Here is a 24,612-nt window from a genome sequence, read left to right on the forward strand (position 1 = left end):
GGGTCCCAGATAGGAATCTGGGACCAGCCGCTCGGCCCGGAATCCTTTCCGGGCCAAACTCTTTGCGGAATCCCTTCCGCATTCACATATGAATGACGATGGGAATCGTCACCAGAAGGGTCCCAGATAGGAATCTGGGACCAGCGAATCTTCTTTTCAAAACGACCGCCTGAAATCGCCGACGTTGCCGGGCGCCATCCCCACGGCCATGCGTAGGCTGCGGGGGGTAGGGCCGACGCCCCCGTCGGCCCATCCTTGCCCCCAGGCAAGCAGGTAGGGCAGGTCAGAGCCCCGCCAAGTCGCATCGACAAAGCAGGGCGCCGACCTGCCGCACCACGGTAGGGCGTGTTCTGCGCGCCGTTTTGACTCATGTCCGACCACACCTCCAAACCGCTCGACCCCAAATCCTTTCCGCCGGGTGCCATGCCCACGGCTTTGCGTGGGCATGCGCCTCCAAATGAATCCGCTCGGCCCGGAATCCTTTCCGGGCCGCACTCCTCGCGGAATCCCTTCCGCATTCACATATGAATGACGATGGGAATCGTCACCAGAAGGGTCCCAGATAGGAATCTGGGACCAGCCGCTCGGCCCGGAATCCTTTCCGGGCCCGGGCCCCGGAACGGATTTCGGACTGAGCGGCGGGCTGGAAGCGGAACCCACACTCTCTTAGGATGTGCTCATTGTCTGAGGATGAAGCCACTGTCTTGGGATGTACTCTGAGTGGAATGGTTGACGGGAAACGTCGGTCGTAGATGAGGAACAACAATGATCTGGATGTCGATGCTATTGAGTGCACTGGCCGCCGCCGGACAAACGGATGCCGGTCCTCTGTCGGGGGCCGCACAGTTGTTCACCTCTGATGAGCCCATCATGGTTCGCGTGCGGCAGTTGGTCGCCGACGGTCGTCTGCGTGAGGCCGAGAACCTCTTGCAGGCCGAACAGAAGATCGATGATCCACGTCGCAGCCAAGCCGCCGCCGACGCCCTGGAAATCATCCGCCGGATTCGACGCGACTACCGCCTGGAATTGCCGGCGCTCGTCGAGCGGCTCCGCTCGCCCATCCCCGATGTAACCGCGGCCGACGTCGAGCGGTGGCGGGCGGCCGGCGAGGTTCAATACCGCGTTTTAGACGGCCGGCCGTGCTATTTCATCCGCGAACCGTCGAACATCTTCCGTTTCTGCGAAGAAGCCAGGCAGCGTCGTGATGCGCATGCCGCAACGCAGGCCGCTCCTGCACCGGACAAGAAGGCACAGGCCGAGCAGCAGATGATCGAGCACATCCGCAAGGCGCTGGCCGCGGCCGACGCATCAGGCAAGACCGAGGTGCTACCCATCCGGCAACGCATCCGGTACAAGCTCACCGTCGCCCCCAATCGCCCTGGCGCCAGGTCCGGCTCCCTGGTGCGATGCTGGCTGCCGTTCCCCCAGGAATACCGCCAGCAGAAGCAGGTGCGGCTGATCCGCACCGCGCCGACGGAGTGCAAGCTTGCACCCAATGCCGAGGGTAATCAGATCCTCACCGGTGCTGCCCAGCGGACCGTGTACCTGGAACAGAAGATCAGCGATCCGGCCCAGCCGGTGGTCTTCGAGGAAGAGTTCGAGTATGTCTGCTATGCGTTCTGCCCGAAGCTGGACGATGCCGCCGCTCGACCCCTGCCGGACGACTGGGGTAAGGCTTGTCTGGAAGAACGGCCCCCGCACGTCGTGTTTACACCCGAGCTGCGCGAGGCCGTGAAACAGGCCGTCGGCGACGAGACCAATCCCCTGGCACAGGCTCGGAAGATCTTCTACTACATCAACACCAGGATGAAGTACTGCGCGGAGGAGGAGTACTCGATCATCCCCAGTTGCACGCGTAAAGGGCTGGCCACCTGGCGGGGCGACTGCGGCATCCACGCCATGTTGTTCATCGCCATGTGTCGCTCAGTCGGCATACCCGCTCGATGGCAGTCCGGCTGGGAAACGCAACCGCTCGAATGGAACATGCACGACTGGGCCGAGTTCTACGTGGAGCCGTGGGGCTGGCTCCCGGCCGACGCTTCCTATGGCCTCAAGAAGTCGGATGACCCGAGGATACGCGACTTCTTCTTCGGCCATATGGATTCCTACCGGATGATCGTGAATCTGGACTATGGCTGGCAGCTCGATCCGCCCAAGCACAGCTTGCGAAGCGAGCCCGCCGATTTTCAGCGGGGTGAAGTCGAAATCGACGGCCGCAACCTCTATTATGATGAGTGGGACTGGGATTTCAGCTTCGATCTACAGCCGGTTGATGACTGAGTGACGAGCGCTGTGCGGGAGGCTCTATCATGACAGGAAACCTCCGAGCATTGTTTGCCGCGTTTGCGATCGTTGTCCTATCGGGGTTGTGCGGGTGTTCGCCGACCAGATACGGCCAGCGCCCCGGCGATCCGCTGATGCGGTGCGGCGACGAAATCGTTGCCGCCGGCCGGTTCTTTCACACCGGTACTCCTGTTGTCCTCTGGATGGACCCGGGCGGATACGATGCTTACCGCTGCCGGCGCCATTTTGAACCCGAACTGATCATGCCGCACACGCCGGCCGCTCCGCTGGATCCCAACCGCTACGGAACCCGGCGGAACCTGCCCAAGGACGTCGAGGAGCGTATAAAGGACCGCGGATGGAGCCTCGATGAAGCCCGACGGGTGGTCGATCAGTTCGTGATTCACTACGACGCATGCGGGACATCGGCTCGCTGTTTCAAGGTCCTGCACGACCTCCGCGGCCTGTCCGTCCATTTCTTGCTCGATATTGACGGGACCGTCTACCAGACGCTGGATCTCAAGGAGCGGGCTTGGCACGCCGGCACGGCCAACGACCGCTCCCTCGGTGTCGAGATCGCTCATATCGGAGCCTACGGCGACATGAAGACGCTCGACGAGTGGTATGCCAAGGACTTGTTTGGCTGGCCGTACGTGTCACCCCCCAAGTGGGTGAAAGAACGTCGGGTCCGGACGCCCTGGTTCATGGGACGAGCGGCCAGAAAGGAAGTGGTCACCGGCAACATCAACGGCCGCGACCTGATGCAATACGACTTCACCTGCGAGCAGTATGACGCTCTGATCAAGCTGACTGCGGCGCTGAACCGCATCTTCCCGCGACTGAGGCTCGATTACCCTCGCGGCAATGACGGCCGCGTGCGAACTGAGGTCTTCTCCGAGCAGGAACTTGCCGCGTGGTCGGGACTGCTGGGTCACATGCACGTCACCAAGGAAAAGATCGATCCCGGTCCGGCGTTCGACTGGGACCGGGTGGTCGAGGGGGCTCGTCGCGAAAGAGGAACGACTTGGTAATGGATGATCCGCTGGCTCATTTGCCCGAACCCCAGCCCGATGTGGAGCGACTGAAGACCGTTCTGCGCCGAGGCTGTCCCGACCGGATCCCGCTGTTTGAGTTGGCCATCGCGGAGGAAGTGCTTGCGGAGTTGAACGCCGGTTCTCTCCTGCCGCCGCCTGCCGACGGCGAAAAGTCTCGATTGCGGGCCTGGGCCGAACAGAGGGTGCGATTATGGTGGCGGCTCGGGTATGACTACTACAGGGTGCGAGTGAACATCCCGTTCACGGTCGATTACGGACAAGCGTCTGAAGGGGCGCCCGCCGCGGTGGTCGGCAGACAGTGGGTCAACGAGCAGCAGGGCCTGATCCAGACCCGCCGGGACATCGAAAGATATCCCTGGCCGAGCCCCGATTCGTTCGGTTTCGAGCAGGCAGAGGCGGCCATCGCTTGTCTGCCCGAAGGCATGGAGGCCATCGGTTTCTCAGGCGGCGTGCTCGAATGGGCCGGCACCCTCATGGGACTCGAGCATTTCATGATCATGCTCCATGAGGAGCCCGATTTGGTGAAAGAGGTGGTCGATCGCGTCGGATCGCTGTTGCTGGCCGCTTTCGAGCGTTTCTGCACCATGCCCGAGGTGTTTGCTCTGTGGCTGGGCGACGACATGGGTTTCAAAACCGCCACATTGATCAGTCCCGATCACCTGCGAGAGTACATCCTGCCGTGGCACCGCCGTTTCGCGGAACTGGCCCACCGAACGGGCCGGTTTTTCCTCCTCCACAGTTGCGGATACGTCGAGTCGGTCATGCCCGATCTGATCGAGTACGTGGGCATCGACGGCAAACACAGTTTCGAGGACGCGATTGTGCCCGTCGAGGAATTCAAGGGGCGGTGGGGCGATCGAGTGGCCGTCCTGGGCGGCCTGGATGTTGATCTGTTGAGTCGGGCTCCGCGCGAGGTCGTCTGTCGGCGTACAGGCGAGATCCTCGAACGATGTTCGCCCGGAGGGGGATACGCCTGCGGTTCCGGCAACTCCGTCACGAACTACGTGCCTGCCGACAACTTCCTGGCCATGGTCGAGACGGTTCATCGGTTCAACGGCCGGATGTCGTGATGACGGTCGCCGGGTCGTCGGTTGAGGCCTGTAGAGATCTTATGGAGTGTTCAGCCATGCATCAGTACCGGAGAGTGTTTCCAATCTCGACATTGTTTCTGGACGTTCTCCTGTGCGTCGGATTCGTTCCCTCATGGGCCGCCGCCGCACCTGCAGCCGCAAAAGACGCGGCCGTTCAAAACGGCGTCGACGTTCTGATTGCCGACGACTTTTCCCTCCTGGCCGGCAAACGCGTCGGGCTGATCACCAATCCGACCGGCGTCACCCGCGACCTGCGCAGCACCATCGAAGTGCTGCATAAGTCCGGCAAGGTAAAGTTGGTTGCCCTGTTTGGGCTTGAACACGGCGTCCGCGGCAACGTCCACGCGGGCGATAAGATCAACGACTCGAACGACCCCGCTACCGGTCTGCCCGTCTACTCGCTTTACGGCAAAACCCCAAAGCCGACCACGCAGATGCTCAAAGGTATCGACGCCCTTGTCTATGACGTTCAGGATATCGGTTGTCGATCATACACCTACGTCAGTTCCATGGCCGATGCAATGGAAGCAGCGGCCGAAAACGGGGTTGGCTTCGTCGTTCTCGATCGCCCTAATCCCCTGACCGGCAATCGCATCGAAGGACGCCCCCTCGATCTCAAGTACAAATCCCACGTGGGGTACTTCCCTATTCCATACATCTACGGCATGACCTGCGGTGAACTGGCGAAAATGATCAACGGCGAGGGCTGGCTGGCGGGAGGCATCAAGTGCGACCTGACGGTCGTCCCGCTCAAAGGCTGGCGACGCGACATGTGGTTCGACCAGACGGGTTTGTTGTGGGTCCCCACCTCGCCGCACGTTCCGCGCGCGGATACGTCGATGTTCTATGCCGCGACGGGCATTATGGGCGAGTTGCAAGTCGTCAGCGAGGGCGTCGGTTACACGCTGCCGTTTGAGTTGGCCGGCGGACCGTTCGTGGAGAATGCCGAGGCCTTTGCCGATGAGTTGACTCGCCGCAAGCTTCCTGGTGTGCAGTTCCGGCCGACCTACTTCACACCGTACTACATGGATCATGTTAAGGGCAAGGCCTGCGGCGGCGTCCAGATCTACATCACCGACCGCGACTCGGTGGACCTCACAGCGATTCAGTTCCATGTCATGGACGCGGTCCGCAAGCTCTATCCGCAGGTCCAACTGTTCGGTGGCAAGCGGGACGGCATGTTCGACAAAGTCTGCGGAACCGACCGGATCCGCAAGATGTTCCTGGAGGGCAAGTCTGCTGATGAGATCGTGAAGTACTGGAACTCCGGCCGCGATTCATTCATGAAGCAGCGGGCGAAGTACTTAATCTACAGATGAAGCCCTCCGGTTTCGCCCAGGGTCCTGCCGTCGCGCCCCCTGCTTTTCGCTACGTGGTGCGCCGTTGCAGGCACGCAAGGCACCGCCCACTCGACCGTCACACGACGCCCCCAGGAGTCTCAGCGCAACTGCCAACGCCGGCTTGCACCGGGGCGGGTTGCCACTGATGGCTTGCCCCAGTACGTCTGGACCTGCCCAAAACGCGCTGGCGCGTGTCTGAGCAATGCTTCTGGCCGTGCCTCGGCCGTCATCGCCGCCGCAAGCCGGGTGCTGGCGGTCGCCCGCCAGTCGGATCGACCGTGCGGTCGCATGCTGCGACCCGGCCATCTATCGGGTATAATATCTGTCGATGTCGCAGTTTATGTCGCAAAGTCTGTCTTTGGGTCTTCGGCAGGAGCAGCGGCTTACTCCCCAGCTCATCCAGTCGATGAACATCCTCCAGCTTCCGATCTTGGCGCTGGAGGCGAAGATCCAGGAAGAGATGGAGCGCAATCCCGCGCTGGAGGAGGTCGATCTGGCTCCGCCAGGGGACCTCGACGGCCAACCCCCCGTCGAGCCGTCCAGCGAGGGGAGCACCCCAGTTGACGCTGAGCAGAGGCACGAAGCGAAGGGCTTCGAGCATCTGGAGCGGCTTTCCCGGGAGTACGATTTCGACGACAGCGACCGACCGTTCGGACGCCGGGCCGGGCATGGCGATGGCGAACGCGACGCCAAAATGGATGCGATGGCCAATACGGCCAGCCGGGGTATCTCGCTCAACGAGTACCTTCGCCAGCAATGGGCTTTCGTCGAGCTCAGCGATCACCTGAAGCAGGCGGGCGAACTGATCATCAACTACATCGACGAAGACGGATATCTCAGAACGCCGCTGGAGCAAATCGCCGAGCAGCATGTGCCGCCTTTTTCACCGGCCGACATGGCCGAGGCCCTGAGCTGGGTCCAGACCCTCGATCCGCCGGGCATCGCGGCGAGGGACCTGCGCGAGTGTCTCTTGCTGCAACTGGACAATCTGGAAGGCAACCACGAACTCGAACGCATCCTGGTCGAACGGCATCTGACCGACATCGAAAAGAACAGATATCCGGAGGTTGCCAAGGCCACCGGCCGAAGTATCGAAGATATCAAGCAGGCGGTGCGAAACCTTGGGCGGCTTTACCCTCGGCCCGGCGCGCTCGTCGTCGATCGCGACGTTCCGCCCATCACGCCCGACGTCATCGTGGACTACTCCGAAGAAACCGGCGGCTACCGCGTGCGGCTCGCCAGAGGTAACAGTCCGAAACTCCGAATCTCCGAGACCTACCGCCGTATGCTGGCGGACCAGAACAACGACAAAGACACGCGGGATTTCATTCGCAAGAACCTCGAATCGGCCGGGGCTTTGATCGATGCGATTCAGTATCGTCGAAACCGCTTGCAGGAGGTGTCTGAGGAGATTGTTGATCGCCAGAAGGATTTCTTCGAGATGGGGCCGGCGGGGCTCAAAGTCATGCGGATGAGCGATCTGGCCGAGAAACTCGGGTGCGATCCTTCGACCATCAGCCGCACCGTGGCCGACAAATACATGCAGACGCCCCGTGGCATCTTTCCCTTAAGGTGTTTCTTCACCGGCGGCATCGAGACACAGACCGGTGAGGAGACGAGTTGGGACAGCGTGCGCGCCCGCGTCAAAGAAATCGTCGACAAAGAAGACAAGAACCAGCCCCTTAGCGACGACGCCATCGCGGCCAAGCTTCAGGCGGAGGGAATCACCGTGTCTCGCAGAACCATCGCCAAGTATCGTCAGCAACTCCGTATTCCCACGGCACGTCAGCGAAAACAGTTCTGATCGCGGCTCTTTCAATCATGGAAACGCCCTGACGCACATGAGGCATACCGGCGACGGTGTTGCCAGCACGCGACCCGTCGGCGCGAGCAAGCCCGTCTGCGGATTGATCGCGAATTCGACGACGTTGTTCGATTTCTGGTTGGCCGCCAGGAGCCACCTGCCCGAAGAGTCGACGGCGAAGTTGCGCGGCCAGTTCCCGTGCGTGGGTTCGTGGCCTACGGCGGACAATCGGCCGTTATCGGAGTCGATTGCGAAGATAGCGATGCTGTCATGACCCCGATTCGACCCATAGAGAAATCTGCCGTTGGGATGGACGTGGATGTCGGCCGTGAAATTCTCGCCGGCGAAGCCTTCGGGCAGCGTCGGGATCGTCTGCAGCTCCTTGAGGACCCCTCGCTCGGCGTCATATGAGAAAGCGGTGATCGTCGAGGCCAATTCGTTGATCACATAGGCAAAGCGACCTGTCGGGTGGAACGTAAAGTGTCGCGGTCCGGAGCCCGGCGCGATTTGAGCAAAGGGCGGATCGTTGGCGACCAGCGATCCTTCATTTGCCGTGAACCGGTAGACGAAGACCTTGTCTGCCCCCAAATCAGCGGCGAATGCGAACCGCCCGGCCCGGTCCAGGTTGATCGAATGTGCGTGAGGGCTTTGTTGACGCTTGGCGTTGGGGCCGGATCCGATGTGCTGGATGATTGAGGTCGGTTCACCCAGTCGGCCCTCGTTGTCGATCGGCAACGAGGCCACGGTCCCGGTGGTATAGTTGGCGGTCAGCACGCACTTGCCGGTGGGATCGACGGTGACGTGGCAGGGTCCCTGGCCGCCGGAGGGTTGCTGGTTCAGCAATGTCAGCTTGCCGGTCCGGGCATCGATGGCAAAGGCGCTGACTGCGCCGGCCTTCTTGCCCTGAAACTCATTCAACTCGCCGACGGCATACAGAAAGCGGCGGTTTGGGTGCAGCGCCAGGAAGGACGGGCTGGCCACCTCTGCGGCCAGGCCCATAGGCTTGATCTCACCGGATCGCATGTCGAGTTCGAGCAGGTAGATACCCTTGCTGCCGGTGGCGGGCGAGGTGTATGTGCCGACATAGACCCAGTAGCTTTTCGCGTCGGGCAGGTTTGTGCTGTTCTCCGGTGCAGTTGTAGCTGAGGCAACTCCGCCGGTTTCGCCCATGGCAGACAACACGTGAAGGGGCACGATAATGAGCTGCGTCAATACAGATCGTGTGCTTAACATGATCGACCTCACATTTCGGAAGATGCGAGGGCGATAATATCCCGAATGGGACGGAACAGCAAAGCGACGCGGCATTCCAAATGAACGTTTCGCCACCGCAAGGGTTTCACGCCGCCCAGTGGGATTGGCAAGAGCGTTTTTTTGATGGTCTTTTCCGTCGTAACTAATACGCACGTTGCGCGTATGTTTCTGTCTTCCCGTGCGCTTTGGTTGCGGCCGGTAAAAAGACGGTCTGCCGTGGATTCTCACCACGCAACATGCGCGAAAAACCTACACCCGTCGCGACGGAAGGGACTGATTTCAGGTGCGCACAGCGCTCTCCGAGATTACCTGTTTCTGGGTCGGCTCTGTGCTCCCGCGCGTCTGCGTCCGCTCTCCCATTTCGGCGACGCCAACTGCCTATTCCATTCCTCGTAGACGCCACGGAGGGTGCTGACCCGTTCTGGCTCCTTGGCGGCGAGGTCACTCTGTTCGCTGACGTCATCCTTGAGATTGAAGAGCATCGGACTCTGGTCCTTGCCCGCCTTCAGCAGTTTCCAGTCGCCGCTGCGGACCGCCCATTGATTGCCGAATCGCCAGAAGAGGGTTTCGTGCGGGCGCTCCGTCTTTTCGCCCTTGAGGTAGGGGAGCAGATTGACGCCATCGAGCCTGGCGTCGGCGGCAGGCTCCACCCCGGCCGCGGCCAGAATGGTCGGGTGGATGTCCAGCGAGATGACCGGATGGTCATAAACTTTGCCCGCGGGCAGACGGCCCTTCCAACTCACCATGAACGGCACGCGTATGCCGCCCTCGAAGACATCGCCCTTGAATCCCCGCAACGGTTTGTTGCTGGATGTGGTCTGTCGGGTCGGGCCGCCGTTGTCGCTCAGGTAGAATACCAGGGTATTCTCTTCGACGCCGCTGTCTCGCAGCTTGGTCATGATTTCGCCGACGGCGTCGTCCAAGGCCGAGACCATCGCCGCGTGAATCCGACGAGTCTCGTCGCTGATGCCGTCCAATCGCTTCAGATACTTGTCCGTGGCCTGCAGCGGCGCGTGAACGGCGTTGAACGGCACGTAGAGGAAGAAGGTCTCGTTCTTGTGCCGATCGATGAACGCCAGCGCCTCCCGCTTGAAGGCATCGGTGAGGTATTCCTTCTCATCGACCTGCTCCTGGCCACGTAAGATTGGAGCAGCAGCTCCTCCGTCGCGGGAAAGGTATTGATGAGCACCGGCCAGGAAGCCGAAAAACTCGTCGAAACCGCGCTGCGGCGGCTGCATGTCGTCCTTGAAGCCCAGGTGCCACTTGCCGACCATCCCGGTGACATAGCCGGCGGGCTTGAGGCGCTCGGCAATCGTCTTTTCAGACAACGGCAAACCGAAACGATCGGACGCCTGGCCCTCAGGTCCGGGGTTGAACTCGAACCCGAACCGCTGCTGGTAACGGCCGGTCATCAGGCCGGCCCGCGTCGGGGCGCACACCGGACACGAGACGTATCCGTTCGTGAACCGGACGCCCCCACGAGCAAAAGCGTCCATGTTCGGAGTCGGGATGTCCTCGCAGCCCTGAATGCCGATATCGTTGTATCCCTGATCGTCTGAGACGATCAGCACGATGTTCGGCCGCTTCACGGCCTTGCCGGCGGGCTCGGCTTGGGCAGCCTGAGTTGCGGCAACGGGCATGACGACACTCAATGCGGTCAGCCAGATGGTCGATGCTCTGTCGGCAGTTGTCATTGACGGTCTCCTGTGCGGGCCAATCGAAGATTCGATGGCCAAACCGGGCTCGAATTCTCGGCTCTTGACACATTCGCTCCAGATATCCGCCCCTCGGTCATCGTCGTCCGCTCTCACGGGCGTGTCAAGGAGGCTTGGGGCAGGTCGGCACCCTGAGCAGACATCGGTATTCACCGAGCTGCATGGCTGTTGGAGGCGTAGCCGTCCGACTTACCCGAGGGCCGGGCCGTGCGGCATTCGATCATCGCGACCTTGCCCCCGCCGCGGCGGGAATAGGCCACCCGTCGTCTTCTGTTCGGAAGAACGGACTGCCAGTTTGTTTGGTGAACCGATGATCGCTCTCCTGCCTGGATGAAGCACGTGGGGCACCCGACAAGTCAGATGAAAAGACCGGGGTCAACGTTGAACCGCTCGGCCAACAAACGAATGTGGTTCTTGCTGAGTTCCCTTTGGCCGCGCAGAATCTTGGATCCGAGTGAGCGATTCCCCAGCAGCTCGCCCAACTGGGAGGCGTTCATATCGCTGCTGTCGAGCAGATGCTTGAGCACCTGGATCGGGGGCAGGTCAGCCACCTCGATGGCGTGATGGTCATTCTCGTAGGCTTCGACCAAAACGGAAAGCGTCTCGAAATACTGCTCCTGCCCCTTTGTCAGGCGGGGCAGGGAGGTAAGGCGGTCGAGCATCTCAATCATGCTTTCGTAATCGATCTCATCACGGATGGCCCGAGGGGCCAGCAACGCCACCAGGTCTTCAAACCGGCCCGGCAGCTTGCGGGGAGATCGAGATATTGTAGTTCGAGGCATATCGTCATCCTCCACGGCGATCACAGTTGCTTCTTCCACTTGTCCTTGCTGTGCTCGGCATGGGTCAACACCATCTTGATATAGATCTGCTGACCGGGATACCAGATGCTCGTGATCAGCCGGAACTTGTTGCCTCCGATGTTGAACACCGTCATCGTTGCTCCGCTGCCCGCTGTCACGGCGTCAGCTTTCGGGTAGGTCTTGCGGACGTCCTGGAGGCTGTGCCATTGGGCCTTTCGAGCAATCTTGTACCACTCCCGAAGCGGCGTCTCGGCATCCGGGTGCTCTTTCCAGAACTCCCGCAGTCGCCGAATGCTGATCACGCGTCTCATGAGTACATTATGTACCCTGGCCAGGAAAAGTCAACCCGATTGCGTGCATAATGTGTATCGGCATCCTGGGGACGGGCTCCAGTAAAGGAAAGCGCAGTCGCAGACCGCACAGCCGCGGGAGCTGCAGTCGAGGGCACTCATCGTGGTGCACCCGGTGTATCCCGGGTCACGACGACGATCCCGTACACGTCGATGACAGGAACAACACAGGTTATGACCCTTCCTTGTTGTCGAATCTCCAGGTCTGCGTCTTTATCGTGCTCAGGGCGGGCCAGGCGGACGTTCTTGACCTGCTTGCCTTCCGGGAGCTGGACGGTCACGGTGACGTTGCGGGCCGGTGTGTCGGTGCGGTAATTGACCAGGTGCACCAGGCGACGGCCGGGCCGCTCGGTCAGCTCGGCACACAGTCCGTGAGGCCCCTCCACGGCCAATGAGGGTGATGCCTGCAACAGCGTACTGACCGCGTCCCCCATTTCAGCGATCTTCTGGATCCGCACCAATTGAGCTTCCGGCAGATCCTGGAGGCCGGGCGCCCTGCGGGGCATCAGCCACTCATCATGGGTCGCCGCATCCCCGACCAGCAGCACGCGTCCACCGCCGGCCGCGAAGCTGCGAACCTGCTCGATCTGGGCGTCCGACATGGCCACGCAGCCGGCCAGGACCAAGGCGCGGTATCGCGACAACTCGCTCAGATGATCGTCGTAGATGATCTGGAAGGGAACCCGGTTTTCGATGAGGAATTGCTCGGCCTGCGCGGTGAGCTGGGCCTGTGTCGCTTCAGCGTAGACCTGCGAAGGGAAGCTCCGCAGGATTGCCACATCTGCGACGACCTCCGCATTACGCAGGAGATCGCGGCGGTCGCGGAAGAAGCGAATATATGGGGCCAACTCCAGGGACACGGGGGTCTCGACGCCCGGCTTGGCGGCCAGACGGCCGTATTCGAACCAGCAGATGCAGCCGAAGCAGTCGAGGTTGAAGGCCATCGCCTCGGCGGCCTCCAGCGGCGAGGTCGTATAGGCAAAGGCGATGTTATTCATGCGGCGGGCCAGCTTGTAGGTGCGGATCCGGGTGTTGAGCTGCCCGTCGCGGTATCCCGGCTCGCGGCCTTCATCCCAGAAGGCCTCCCCGCCAACCAGCAACCGCCCGTGATCGATCGGCGGTGAGATGCGATTGCCGGGTCCGCCAGGGTTACACTCGACGAGTACGTCAGACCGCAGAGTGCGCGCATAGCGGCTCAGGTCGTGGTAGGACTCCGCCATCGACCCACAAGAGAAGTCGAGCCAGGCCCGGCCAAGCAATCCGTTTGCGTCGGGTCCGGTCGGGGGCATCGCACGGTCAGGGTCTGTGATGCCCATCTCCTCAAGCTGTTGAGGCTTGAATCGGCTCTTCAAGTAGCTGCGAAAACGGCTCACCGAGTTGGCATTGTGGCCCGGCCCGATGATGTAGTTGTCGAAGTGAAGCAGGTCGGCTTGAATCTGCTCCACCGAGAAGCGGATGATCTCCTTGTGGAATGCCTGGGCGGCCGGATGATTACGGTCCCAGTAATATCGATAGGTCGCCCGTCCATAGGTGACCGGCTTGCCTGCGGCGTCGAGAACCGCCCAGTCCTTCGCCTCGGGGAGTTCCTTGAAGAGCAACTCCCAACCCAGCGTGCCGCTGTTGTTGTAGACTCCGACCCGCAGGCCGGCCTCGCGGCAGAGCTTGGCAAATCGGACCGCGTCCTGCATGCTCTCGCGCTCCGCCTCACGGCCGAATGCCTTGTACGAATGCATCATGACGAAGTTGACGCCAAGCGACTTGAGTCGCGCCACCATTTCCGGACTGTGTTCTCGCCGGTAGTCGGCCACCTGCTGCGGCGTCGGTGTGTAACCGTCACTGCCGTCACGGCGCACGCGGAATAGCAGGGGCTCCCAACTGCCGGCCATCACGATGCCCTCACGGGCCAACCACGCAGGTCGTTGCTCCAGCGGCAGGGTCAGCGTCTCGGCGCCTGCGTGATTCGCCAGAATCAGGGTGATCAGCGGCAGAAGACGGCTTCTCATCAGCAACCCTCCTGATCGCAGCAAACGCACGCTGAACGAACGGTGATCAGCCCACCGGCTGATTCAATCGCGATCTCGCCCCTCCTTCTTCCGACTGGCCCCATAGACTACCAGACCGGCTTGCCGATGGTCCAACCGGGTTGAGTGGCTGTACGGGCCGCGTTCACGGACCCGCGGAACCGATCTGCCGCCTTGTACTCCTCCAGGCGCAACAAGGAACATCCCTGGCCCCGCTTGACCTGGGAACCGTACGTTCTCCCGCGCGTAGATCGTTCATTTGTGGGCGATCCTTGCCAGGTCGCCCGAAGTGAATCTCTACGGTTCACACCCGGCGGCCACAGCAACAGGCGTCAGCCGAATCCCTGGACCCGTCGCGCATCTCTCAAAGGCCTCGAAATCCGCCGCATCGACATCCATGTCTGCTTCCCTGTCGAATCGCTCGCAGCCCGCGGCGACAACGCCCGCGCCCGCACCCGTGTAGCAGGCCTGGAAGCTGCTGAAGTCCGCCTGGTCAATATCCCCGTCTCCGTCGACGTCGGGCCAGAACTCCGCGCCGACTCGCAACAGCAGGTCATCAATATGCAGCCCCGCGTCGACGTCATCCGAGTTATCCCCGTAAATCACGCAGGCCACCCGTCGCTGGCCGGCTGGCAGCGTCATGACGTACGAGAAAGGGGTCCAATAGAAACTGTCGATGGTCTGTTGCGGCGGCGTCTGGGCCAGAATGGTGCCGTTCTCGTCGCCGTCGCGGATCTCGATGCCGTACGTCAGCGTCGAGGGGCTGGTGGTGCCGCCGAGCCAGACACCCGACAACGTGACGAACGACGTCTCCGACAGATTGATGTCGATGTACTGCCAGAACTGATGCCGCCCGATTCCGATGCCGTTGGCCGGATCCCACCGCAGCGTCGCCCACTCGTTGTCCCCGGCCGTGCTCTCCAATGGACCCGTGGGGAATGGAGCCTGCCGCGGTGCTTCCTTTCTGGTTGGCTTCTCCTGCTGCATGGGGTGGAACTTGTCGCCGCGTTTCACGGCTTCATAGAAAACGCCGTCTGCGAAGGAATTGGTGATGTTGACGTTATTGTGGTGCCAGACCAGAGGGAGCCAAGCGGTGTTGTACTCAACGTTCCACATCAGCGTCCCGGCGTTGCCCAGGATGTTCGTCTGGAACGTCGGGTCACTGAGCAGGTTATCGACGATCGTCAGAGCCCCGGGGAGCACGAAGTCGGGGCAGGCAGGAGTGGTGGCTCGCGAAAGGACCAGATCGTAGACCCCCGCCGGAAAAGGAGTGGCACCCAGCCCCAAGGATGCCCTGACGGTCAACACCTCCGCCGTTCTGATGGTTGACGTGGTGGTGATGACCTTGGTGGGATCGGCCTGGCTGACGAACTTGGCCACGATGTGCGGGCTGCCGGGATGCAGATTGCTGCCCGCAATCTGGAACCACACGTTGCCGGAGGTCTGATATGCAAAACTGGTAGCGCTGCCCGTAATGGCTCCCGGGACGGCAAGAGTCCTTGATACCCCCGCGCCGTAACCTTCGTTCTTCTTGAAGACAAAACTTACGTATTGATCGTCCGGACCTACAGGTGCCACCAGCGCCGAGAACGGAAGAGAGGGATGCGCTTTCACGACCTCGACCAGCGCCCGGGAGCTGGTGAAGTTGTCGGTGGCCGTCAGAGGAACCGCTATGTTGCCGGGGGCCACCGAATTGTCCGTGTCGAACTCGAAGACGTACGGCCCGCCAAACTGAGCCCCGGTATCAAAGGTCATCAGATCCCCGTCGTTCACGTGAATGCTCGGATCCGTCGCACTTGCTTTGAAGACAACATACAAATAGGGCGGGTTAAGGTGTCGGCCCGCAATATTCGGCGTCACGCTTGTCGCAACGAACTCGCATTGCCCGGCTGCCCAATGGCTGACCAGGCCCAGCACCACAGGGAATACAGTCACAAGAATTGATTTGCGCATCCATAGTCCTCCTGAAATGAACTAAGAAGCCTTCTCTCCAATCCCGTCCGCCGTCCGCTCGATACGGCCGTGCTTCCGATATGACGCGCGCATTCTACCGGTCCGCAAACACCCGGGTCAAGATGTTCTTATCATAGACTGCTCTTTTCCCCGATAGCTTGCCCCGCCACTTGGTGAACCTCTTGCCGCCACGGTCCGCAGACTCGGTCTTATGCCCAGGAGACGGGCAGCACGAGGGCCTTTTCCCCATCGGTGCCCCCTGAAGATCCGGGAGTCGAAAGGTGATGGTTTCCAAGCCTCGCTTGACGCATGATCGGATGGCTCATCGATAGCGTCGACCGATGCATGACGAGCAAAAGGTCCATCGAGTTGACAAAGAGTGGTCAAGCTTCTCGCGGTCCTTCTTCCAGGCAGCGCATGTTGTGCTCATCGCGGGCAGCGGCTCGGCGCGGGACAGCAGCTTGGCAGACCCGTCGTTGTTGTAGCCGGGAGAGGTTACGACGCTTGCCCTGTAGCGATCAGAATAGCTCATCATTTCCGGTCAGGTCCGGCCAGGATGGGGTGTTCACCTCCCCAGCGCCCGAACCTCGATATCTGCCGGCAAAAACACCAGCAGTTTTCTGTCAACTCGGCAGTGTTTTTCGGATGCCAGGCTTGATTTTTTCCCCAAGAATGCAATAACCTGACGGCAGCATGTCTGCCGGGATGAACGGCTGTGTAGGGCACCGACGTTGGGCGCGCTCGTTCACGGCCGCAGAACCCCATTGTTCGTGGTGAGTCAGATTCTCATCCTGGCACGGACTTGAATCGTTGCGGTAACGCCGTCTGGCCGGGCCGCATGACCTGTCTCAATCACCTCTCACTGGAGGGTATGCTGATGCGATCCATTCCTATCTCGCTGGCTGGTCTGCTATTGGCGTTGCCCGCGGTATCCATGGCAGGGGAATCTCTGGTCAACGGCAGCTTCGAGGACGGCACAAACAACGGCTGGATCATCTGGGCCCAAACCTGGGGCACCGGCCAAACCTGGTATCACGACCCGCCGGCGGAAACCGACGTGTGCGGGCATGGGCTGACAGCTCCCGACGGCCGCTATTTCGGGGGCATTTCCTACCTGAAGGGTACCACGCCCGACTTTCAAGGGCACGTGCTCTACCGCCAGCCCCTCGAGGTGAAGAACTGGCATCCCGAGGCAGACAGGGTGAACTACGATCTCGAGCTTTGGGCTCAGGTGGCCCACTCGGCACAGTACACCGGCTACGAGACGAGGCAGGAGCACATCCTCTGGTGGGCCTTGGATGGAGAAATGCCCCACGACACGGCATTCGTGCGAATCGGGAACACCGTGGCCGATGGTGATACCATCGAAATCGACACCGGCGGCGTCAACCGTGTCTATGAGTTCTCCACCGACGGCGTTCTCCGCGACCCTGCCAACGTTCTGGTCGACGTGAGCGCGGCAGGTGGCGGCGCAGGTGTCGCCAACGCCAAGACCAAGCTGGCCATGGCCATTAACGACGATGCCTCGGCTCCCTGCACCGCGTCGGTCGGCAGCAAAGTGGTGGTCCTGCTTTGGAAAGAGACCTATGCCAACGGCGCCACCAACACCAATCTGAATGATGCCGGCAATGTCATCGAGGTGACCAACTTCTCCACCCTTCCGGGGACGCCGCAGTATGAAACCAACCAGGACAAACAGTACGACGAGAACGTCCCCATGAAACGCGTGGTGCTGACGCAACTGAAGACTACGTTTTTCGTGACACGCAACGATGCAAACGAAGTGAACCAATGCTTCACCAACTGGCGGAAGATCAAGCTCAGCGGCAGTGTCCCGGGAAACCCCAAGGTGGTGGTGCTGGAGATCAGACTCAAAACTGATTCCAGGTTGACCAACCTGCACAACCTCTTTGACGGAGTGGTTTTCTCGGCCACGGCATCGACGGGCAGCCTCATGGGCAAATTCGAGGGGGATATTCCCAACAGCGACTTCGAAGACCCCCCGTATAACACCCAACACCACGGGGACAAAACGGGTATTCGATACGACCCGCCCAGTGGCTGGGGCGATCGCCCGCCTCCGCCGCCCGAGGGATACAGGAATTATCTGCGCGACTGGGGCCGGGACGGCGCCACGCGGGGCCCCGTTGAGGGATACACCAATCCCGGCACAGAACCTCCGCCGCTTCCCCATGGCACCGACCCGCTCGGGGCCTTCACTCCTTCCGGGACTCACTTCTGGGGCCGGGCTAACCCTGGGGGCGAAAACGGCACGGGTGTACAAGGGTATTGGGGGCACGTTGTACCTATCCGCAACTGGTCGCCGTGCGCCACCGGGTTGAGGTTCAAATTGCGGTACCTGACGCTGATGAAAGACAACGCCGGCAGCCAGATCATGGAGTTGTGCTGGGGGGACACGGCTTGGGCCAAGCAGGCCGGAAACCCCAACCCGGCTACTCGTTCCATCCTCGAACAACCCACCGATGCGCTCAACTTCGACTTGTTGCAGTCGTATCAGGTGCCCTGGATGAAGATCATCGATTTCAGCACCGCGCTCATCGGCGACGTCTGTGCCACCAAGGGCTTTGTCGAGATCGAGCGGACGGGCGAATTCTCGCCCACGGATCTCAATGGGGCCGCCTCTTGTCCGCAGTACATTCTCTTGCGCAACAGCACCCTGTCCTCCACTGCCACGCTGCCCTTCAGCCACTTTTATGACATGGTCGACTTCTACGCCGAGGCTGTCGTTCCGACCGACGTGCGAATCGTCACCCAGTCGCCCTTGCCGGCAGCGGTTTGCGACAGCCTCTACAACCTTCAGCTTATCGGCTGCTACGTTGAGCCGCTGAGGTTCTCCGTCGCTTCCGGGAATCTGCCTCCGGGCCTGAAGCTGTCGCCCAACGGGCTGATCTCCGGTCAGCCGAATACGGCGGGAACCTTTGCCTTTACTGTGCAACTGGAAGACGGCGCGTCCGCCACCGCCACCAAGACCTTTGAGATCACGGTGAACGGCAATTGTTGCGGTCCGGTCCGCGGAGACTTGGACCGCGACGCCGATGTGGATCAGAGGGACTTTGCCCTCATGCAGCTCTGTTACACCGATTCGGACGGTGGTATACCGATGCCCCCCGATGATCCGGACTGCACGTGCGCCGATCTCGACGCCGATGGCGTGGACATCGATCAAGCCGACCTGCTCGTATTCGAGCAGTGCGCCAGCGGCCCGGGAGTCCCGGCGAATCCGCAGTGTTCGATGGAAGCGTGCTGCCTGACGGAGGGAAAGTGTGTCGAGATCCTTCCGGGGACATGCAGGAACCTGGATGGGGTTCCCCAGGGCGTCGGGACGACCTGCGAGACGACCAGTTGCCCGTAGACGTCCGCCGGTCGCCCGCGGCACGGCACCCGGTCTGACCACGCGGCCACCATACGCCTGCGGGACTCAAGCAGGCGAGCGCCTGCCGGTACCCTTGTGAGCCGACACGGACTTGACACGGGCTCGTGGACGAAACAATCGGGAGAATACGTCGCCGGATGGTATAATCAGTATCGCAGGTCCGGGGTGCAGGAGCCGCGCAACATGTGGTTCTCCCCGACACCGTCAGGCTTTTTCTGAGGTTGTTTGTCGATGCATCCAAGCCGGTCCTTGGGCGGGTGGTCTGGAAAGCCGCCGGCTGTGCTCGCAGTCCTTGTCGTTCTGCTGGGCACGGTCGGCCGGACCCCGGCCTCCGGCGGCCTGATCGCGCCGGGGGCCACCCTGGTTCCCGTTCGCAGTGATTCACGCTTCTATGAAGGCCCCTCCTGGGACACGTTCACGGAAAAGCTTTACTTCTCGGCGTTGTCCACGAATGAGCTGTTCCGCCTGACTCCGCCGGACACGAGCGCGCTCTGGATGAGTGACACTCGTGGGATTAACGGAACCTACCTCGCCAACGATGGACGCCTTCTCTGCGCCCAGGGCAGCGCCAGGCGCATTCTCAGCCTCCGAATCGGACCCAACGGCCCGGAAGACCCCATCATCCTGGCCGAGAACCCCGTATGGAATGCCCCGAACGACTTGTGCCAGACGCCCGCAGGCGACATCTACTTCACCACTCCGGACTTCGGTGCTCAGACGACCAGCAAGGTCTATCGTCTCACCTCCACGGGCGCCACAACCGCCGTGATTACCGATATGCCCTTGTGCAATGGTATCATCGGTTCGCTTGACGGGAGCATCCTCTACGTTTCCGACAGCTCCAGGAAGTGGTGGCGGTCGTACCCCGTCAATCCCGATGGCAGCGTCGGTGCCGGCTCGTTGTTTTTCAACCCCTCGACGCCCAACCAGAACGACCCCGACGGTATGACCATTGACGAGTTCGGCAACCTCTACTTTGCCGGCCGGGGCGGTTTCTGGATCGTCTCGCCCGACGGTCAGCAGCTCGATATGGTCGCTGTGCCCGAGTTCGTCACCAACCTGACTTTCGGCGGCACCGACGGCCGCACGTTGTATATCACCTGCGACGGCAAGCTGTACAGTCTGGCCATGGAGGTCCGCGGCGGACGCTGGCACAACGTGCCCGAAGATAATCAGCCGCCTGCCGTCAACGCGGGACCCGATTTGCGAACCACCTCGCGATTCCCCACCGCATGGCTCGACGGCAGCGTCACCGATGATGGATTGCCCGACCCCCCCGGAGCACTCACGGTGGCATGGTCGAAAGTCAGCGGCCCGGGGGATGTGGATTGGTCGGCCCCCACGGCAGCCCGCACTCTGGCGACGTTCTCGACCGTCGGCACATATGTGTTGCAGTTGATGGCCTACGACGGGATCCGATCCGCTATTGACCAGGTTACGGTCAGAGTACTGCGGGTCGGGGATCTTGACGACGACACGAGTGTCGACCAGGACGATGTTGCCTTGTTCCGTGAGTGCGTGACCGGCAGCGGTAACGGCCCGCCGATAACAGCTTGCGAGTTGGCCGACATCGACGCCGATCAGGACGTTGATCAGACCGATTTCGGCCTCCTCCAACGCTGCATCAGCGGACCAGGTGCCTACTCAGACCCCCACTGCGCCGGATGATCTGAGACCGGTCTCGACGCTTCCCACAGTGCCTCGGAGTCGGGGCGCCGTGCAAAATCAAGTGCCGCTTTTCAGGACGGCACGCGCGGCAGGCGGCACATGGTCTTCGAGACGCAAGGCGCCGGACGAAATGACGCAAGTACGACCCCACTAGTGCGGCCGGCTGCAATCATGGTAGAATACTCTACTATACTTTGCTCATTCGTCGCGGATCGCACAGAACGCTTGGACCGACACCCAGCTCACGAGGGAATGACACATGACTGATCCGAGAGCCTGCCCGCCCGCATCTCCCTGTCCCCCAAACGCGCATCGGCCCGCAGGTCCCAGACACCTTCGCTGGCAGTGGTTGTTCCCGGTCGCCGGCTTGCTCTCCTTGATCTGGTTCCTCGCTCGCGTCGTGCCCAAGCCGTTACGGGCGACCTATCCGTGCCAGCGCATCGCCGCACCGATGGCGGGGGGCTTCGTTCTGTGGATCGTCGGCGCCATTACCTCGGCACTTGCTTATCGCAAGGCCCGCGCACTGCTCGGGCGAGCACAACTTAAGCTCGCGCTCGCTTGTTTCGCGGTGGCTGCGGTCGCAGGCGTCATTGCGGTTTATTACACGCCGGATCGGTTTGCGGAGGCGGCCAATCCAGAGCCCAATGCTCCCATCGGCGAAGCCAAAGGCATCTTCCCCGGTCGGGTCGTCTGGGTCCATGATCCTGATGCGACCGATTGGGTGGGGCCGGGCTATGGCCACTGGTGGGAACCAGCTCACACCAATCAGACCGTCGTTGACGCCATGATGTCGCGAGCCATTCGTTCCCTGACCGGCCAGACCTCCGACACGGCCGCTTGGGACGCCCTGATCCGTCATTTCAACGTGACCCACGGTCGCGGCAACGTCGGATACACCCCGGGCGAGAAAGTGGCCATCAAGGTCAATTTTGTCGGCTTTATCGACATGGGCGGATGGGGCGGCGTCGATCCCAATACCTACAATCTCGTCAGCAAACAGGATTACATGAACACGTCTCCGCAGATGATGCTGGCACTGCTCCGCCAACTCGTGAATGTCGTCGGCGTCAACCAGGCGGACATCTCGATAGGAGATCCGGTCTGCCTGTTCGCGAACGAATACTACAACCTCTTGCACGACGAGTTCCCCAATGTGCGGTATCTCGATCATCTGGGCAAGTTTGGCCGAACCAAGCCGCAGGCGTCGACCGTCAATTTCTATTTCAGCTCTCGCCCGAGCGGGGTGACGCAGGACAAGATTCTGGCCCCTTATGCCGAGGCTGCCTACTTCATCAACTTGGCGAACTTGAAAAGCCATACTTCCGCAGGGGTCACACTGTGCGGAAAAAACTACTACGGCTTCCTGCGACTGCCGACCGAAGGCGGTTATTACAACTTGCACGATAGCTTGCCCGAGTATGTCACAGGCATGGGACGCTACAGATGCATGGTCGACCTCATGGGCCACGCCCATACCGGCGGCAAGGCCCTTCTCTACCTCATCGACGGCCTCTATGCGGGTGTGCACCCGATCGAGGTTGCCCCGCGCAAATGGTACACCGATCCCTTCAACGGTGATTGGACCTCCAGCCTGTTCATCTCCCAGGATCCCATCGCCATCGATTCGGTTTGCTTTGACTTCCTTTGGGCCGAGTGGACCGACTACCCCCATATGTCCGGGGCCGATGATTACCTGCATGAAGGAGCCTTGGCCGACAATCCACTTTCAGGCACCTTCTACGACCCCGATCATCCCACCCCCACCGTGCGAATGGCCAGTCTCGGCGTCCATGAGCATTGGAACAACCCTCGGGACCGCCAATACAGCCGGAACCTGGGCACCGGCAACGGCATCGAACTGGTCAAAGGCGGCTGCCCCGTCGCGGTGATCGCTGCCGATCCCACGTCCGGAAAAGCACCGCTCACCGTGAACTTCGACGGCTCCGCATCCTATGACACCGACCCGGCGGGTTTCATCGTCGAGTATCATTGGGATTTCGAGACTGACGGAACCGTCGATGCAACCGGACCGAGTGCCACTCATACATACACCAGCGTTGGCGACCATCTCGCGTCGTTGACGGTCATCGATAACGACGGCGAGCGCGAGACCAGCAGCCTCCGGATCTCCGTTGAGTACCAACCGGGCGACTTCGACGCCGACTACGACGTCGACCAGGCGGACTTCGGCACCGAACAGGGTTGTCTCAGTGGAAATGGAACGAATGTCTCCGGCATCTGCGTCCGTGCGGATCTGGACCACGACGGCGATGTCGATGCCGTTGACATCGAGATCTTCCGCGGCTGTCTGAGCGGAGCTGACGTGCCGGCCGAGCGGGATTGTGCCGATTAAGACACATCGGTCGCTCCCGGCAGATCCAGAGCAAAGACAACCGCTTGCTCCTTCCCCGGGTTGTGTCTGCCATAAGAACAATCGGCTGCCTGGGGAAACAGGTAACCGATCGTGGAGCGCCGCCTCGTTGACCACTCAGCCTGGGCGTGTTCCAGCGATTTTTCAGAAACATAAACCCGACCTATTCCGCATCGGGTCTTCGCCCTCCTCTTAACCAACCTCTGCTGTTCACCCATGTCCGCATGAGCGGGACTCTGACAACTCATGCGATTTTTTCTATGTCGGCCTTGATTCATCACTAGGGCTGTGATACATTGAGATATGTGTGAGAGCCTGTCGGAGTAGGCGCAATGCACCTGTAAGAGCGACCGTCGCCCATCGTGGTGGAGGAAGTGCGCAATGCAACGGACATGCAAAAAAACGCCGCCAGTTTGTGGCTTCACCCTGATCGAAGTCCTCGTCGTCGTCGCGATCATTGCTTTGTTGGTGGCAATACTGTTACCGTCCCTGAGCCGGGCGAGAGCACAGGCCCGCAGCGTTGCCTGCCTGAACAACCTCAGACAGATCGGTATGGCCGTGCAGCAGTATGCCGTCCAGAACGCCGACATCGTCCCGCGGGCATGCAATGATTTCGATCCGACCAACTGGGCCGTGGTCGCGGCCAGGTCAATCGGAGCTATCAAGCGAATTCCCGCAGGCTTTACCGTCAATCAGCTCAGGGTCGCGGAAATCGAGTTGCTGCATTGCCCGGAGCGGATGTTGTCGATGGATTACCCGTTCCTGGATTACGTCGTCAGCTCCATGGACCCCGACGGCCCCCGAGCAGGAGGCGAAACCGGCACACCCAACCCAACCGGAGAGTGGTACCAAGTATATCATTTCCAGGCATCAACGGCACCTCGCTGCCGGACTAATACCTACCGCAGCCCGGGCGAGGTCGTGTATCTGTTGGATGCCGAGCGGGAGGATCGCAACACGGCGTCCGTGGGCGCGATCTCACTCGCCCAGGCTCATCAGAATTATCGTACCAACCAGGCCACCGAGTGGTGGATGGGTGTGATGGATGTATGGCGGGGACTTCATGTGCCGCAGGGCAAGAATAACATCAACACTTCCGACGCGCCGGGCCCGCGGCGGGCAGCCAGAAACATGCATCTGGGTCGGTTCACCAACGCGGTGTTCATGGACGGGCACGCCGCGGGGGTGCCGCTGGCCCAACGCTCGCTGCCTACGGGCCAGCCGGATCATATAGCACAGTACGCCTATTGGCTCAGGCTCTTGGGCGTGAAGAATGCGGCGACGATCGCCGCGCTCGACCCGGATTTGCAGTGAGGCCTTCGGACCTCGCGCAGTTCGTGACAGTGCGGGAAGGAGGATAACAGCCGGACAAAACGGTGCGAAAAACCGCATTGCCTGCGTATGAGGCGCTGCTATCGCGTAAAGGACGTTCCGAACAGAAACAGGCTTGGGAGGCTCGGTCTTCGCGTCGGGGACAGGCTCCGAGCCGGACAGATTGTCAACATTTTGG

General features: G+C 61.1%; 15 protein-coding genes. 9 read left to right on the plus strand and 6 right to left on the minus strand.

The window, feature by feature from the left end; all coding sequences use genetic code 11:
- Positions 1-765: 765 nt before the first annotated feature.
- From PLL20_04965 to rpoN, 5 genes are all read left to right on the plus strand, one after another.
- On the plus strand, positions 766-2,280 hold the full coding sequence (locus tag PLL20_04965) for a transglutaminase domain-containing protein (protein ID HPD29322.1): 1,515 nt from the start codon (positions 766-768) through the stop codon (positions 2,278-2,280).
- A 29-nt stretch (positions 2,281-2,309) separates the two neighbouring features.
- Positions 2,310-3,314, plus strand: a complete 1,005-nt coding sequence (locus PLL20_04970) for an N-acetylmuramoyl-L-alanine amidase (GenBank protein ID HPD29323.1) — start codon at positions 2,310-2,312, stop codon at positions 3,312-3,314.
- Positions 3,314-4,408 carry a uroporphyrinogen decarboxylase family protein gene (locus PLL20_04975; GenBank protein HPD29324.1) on the plus strand — a complete coding sequence of 365 codons (1,095 nt, stop codon included), beginning with the start codon at positions 3,314-3,316 and terminating at the stop codon, positions 4,406-4,408. Before PLL20_04970 ends, PLL20_04975 begins: the two co-directional genes overlap by 1 nt.
- A gap of 56 nt (positions 4,409-4,464) precedes the next feature.
- Positions 4,465-5,748 (plus strand): DUF1343 domain-containing protein, encoded by a 1,284-nt coding sequence (locus tag PLL20_04980; GenBank protein ID HPD29325.1) that lies wholly within the window; start codon positions 4,465-4,467, stop codon positions 5,746-5,748.
- A 349-nt stretch (positions 5,749-6,097) separates the two neighbouring features.
- Positions 6,098-7,573 (plus strand): RNA polymerase factor sigma-54, encoded by a 1,476-nt coding sequence (gene rpoN, locus PLL20_04985; GenBank protein HPD29326.1) that lies wholly within the window; start codon positions 6,098-6,100, stop codon positions 7,571-7,573.
- 15 nt (positions 7,574-7,588) lie between these two features.
- Here the strand turns inward: rpoN and PLL20_04990 are convergent, their stop codons facing one another.
- The 6 genes from PLL20_04990 to PLL20_05015 all read right to left on the minus strand — a co-directional run bounded on the left by PLL20_04990 (position 7,589) and on the right by PLL20_05015 (position 15,669).
- A complete protein-coding gene (locus PLL20_04990) occupies positions 7,589-8,806 on the minus strand; it encodes a lactonase family protein (protein ID HPD29327.1) in 1,218 nt (405 codons plus the stop codon).
- A 326-nt stretch (positions 8,807-9,132) separates the two neighbouring features.
- Entirely contained in the window at positions 9,133-10,521 is a 1,389-nt protein-coding gene (locus PLL20_04995) for a sulfatase (GenBank protein HPD29328.1), read from the minus strand.
- A gap of 377 nt (positions 10,522-10,898) precedes the next feature.
- Positions 10,899-11,324 (minus strand): transcriptional regulator, encoded by a 426-nt coding sequence (locus tag PLL20_05000; GenBank protein ID HPD29329.1) that lies wholly within the window; start codon positions 11,322-11,324, stop codon positions 10,899-10,901.
- Positions 11,325-11,344: 20 nt separating this feature from the next.
- The gene (locus PLL20_05005; protein ID HPD29330.1) at positions 11,345-11,656 is read right to left on the minus strand and encodes a type II toxin-antitoxin system HigB family toxin; all 312 of its coding nucleotides are present in this window, start codon (positions 11,654-11,656) and stop codon (positions 11,345-11,347) included.
- Positions 11,657-11,793: 137 nt separating this feature from the next.
- Entirely contained in the window at positions 11,794-13,698 is a 1,905-nt protein-coding gene (locus PLL20_05010) for a hypothetical protein (GenBank protein ID HPD29331.1), read from the minus strand.
- 315 nt (positions 13,699-14,013) lie between these two features.
- Entirely contained in the window at positions 14,014-15,669 is a 1,656-nt protein-coding gene (locus tag PLL20_05015; GenBank protein HPD29332.1) for a hypothetical protein, read from the minus strand.
- A gap of 877 nt (positions 15,670-16,546) precedes the next feature.
- On the opposite strand from PLL20_05015, the gene PLL20_05020 reads away from it, so the two are divergent.
- From PLL20_05020 to PLL20_05035, 4 genes are all read left to right on the plus strand, one after another.
- Positions 16,547-19,042 (plus strand): Ig domain-containing protein, encoded by a 2,496-nt coding sequence (locus tag PLL20_05020; protein HPD29333.1) that lies wholly within the window; start codon positions 16,547-16,549, stop codon positions 19,040-19,042.
- Between the two features lie 300 nt (positions 19,043-19,342).
- The gene (locus PLL20_05025) at positions 19,343-20,731 is read left to right on the plus strand and encodes an SMP-30/gluconolactonase/LRE family protein (GenBank protein HPD29334.1); all 1,389 of its coding nucleotides are present in this window, start codon (positions 19,343-19,345) and stop codon (positions 20,729-20,731) included.
- A gap of 259 nt (positions 20,732-20,990) precedes the next feature.
- Positions 20,991-23,084: a DUF362 domain-containing protein gene (locus PLL20_05030; GenBank protein ID HPD29335.1), complete on the plus strand. Its 2,094-nt coding sequence runs from the start codon at positions 20,991-20,993 to the stop codon at positions 23,082-23,084.
- A gap of 399 nt (positions 23,085-23,483) precedes the next feature.
- Positions 23,484-24,416: a prepilin-type N-terminal cleavage/methylation domain-containing protein gene (locus tag PLL20_05035; protein HPD29336.1), complete on the plus strand. Its 933-nt coding sequence runs from the start codon at positions 23,484-23,486 to the stop codon at positions 24,414-24,416.
- The last annotated feature ends 196 nt before the right edge of the window (positions 24,417-24,612 follow it).

Source organism: Phycisphaerae bacterium, from assembly GCA_035384605.1.
In the GTDB taxonomy this organism is placed as follows: Bacteria; Planctomycetota; Phycisphaerae; order UBA1845; family PWPN01; genus JAUCQB01.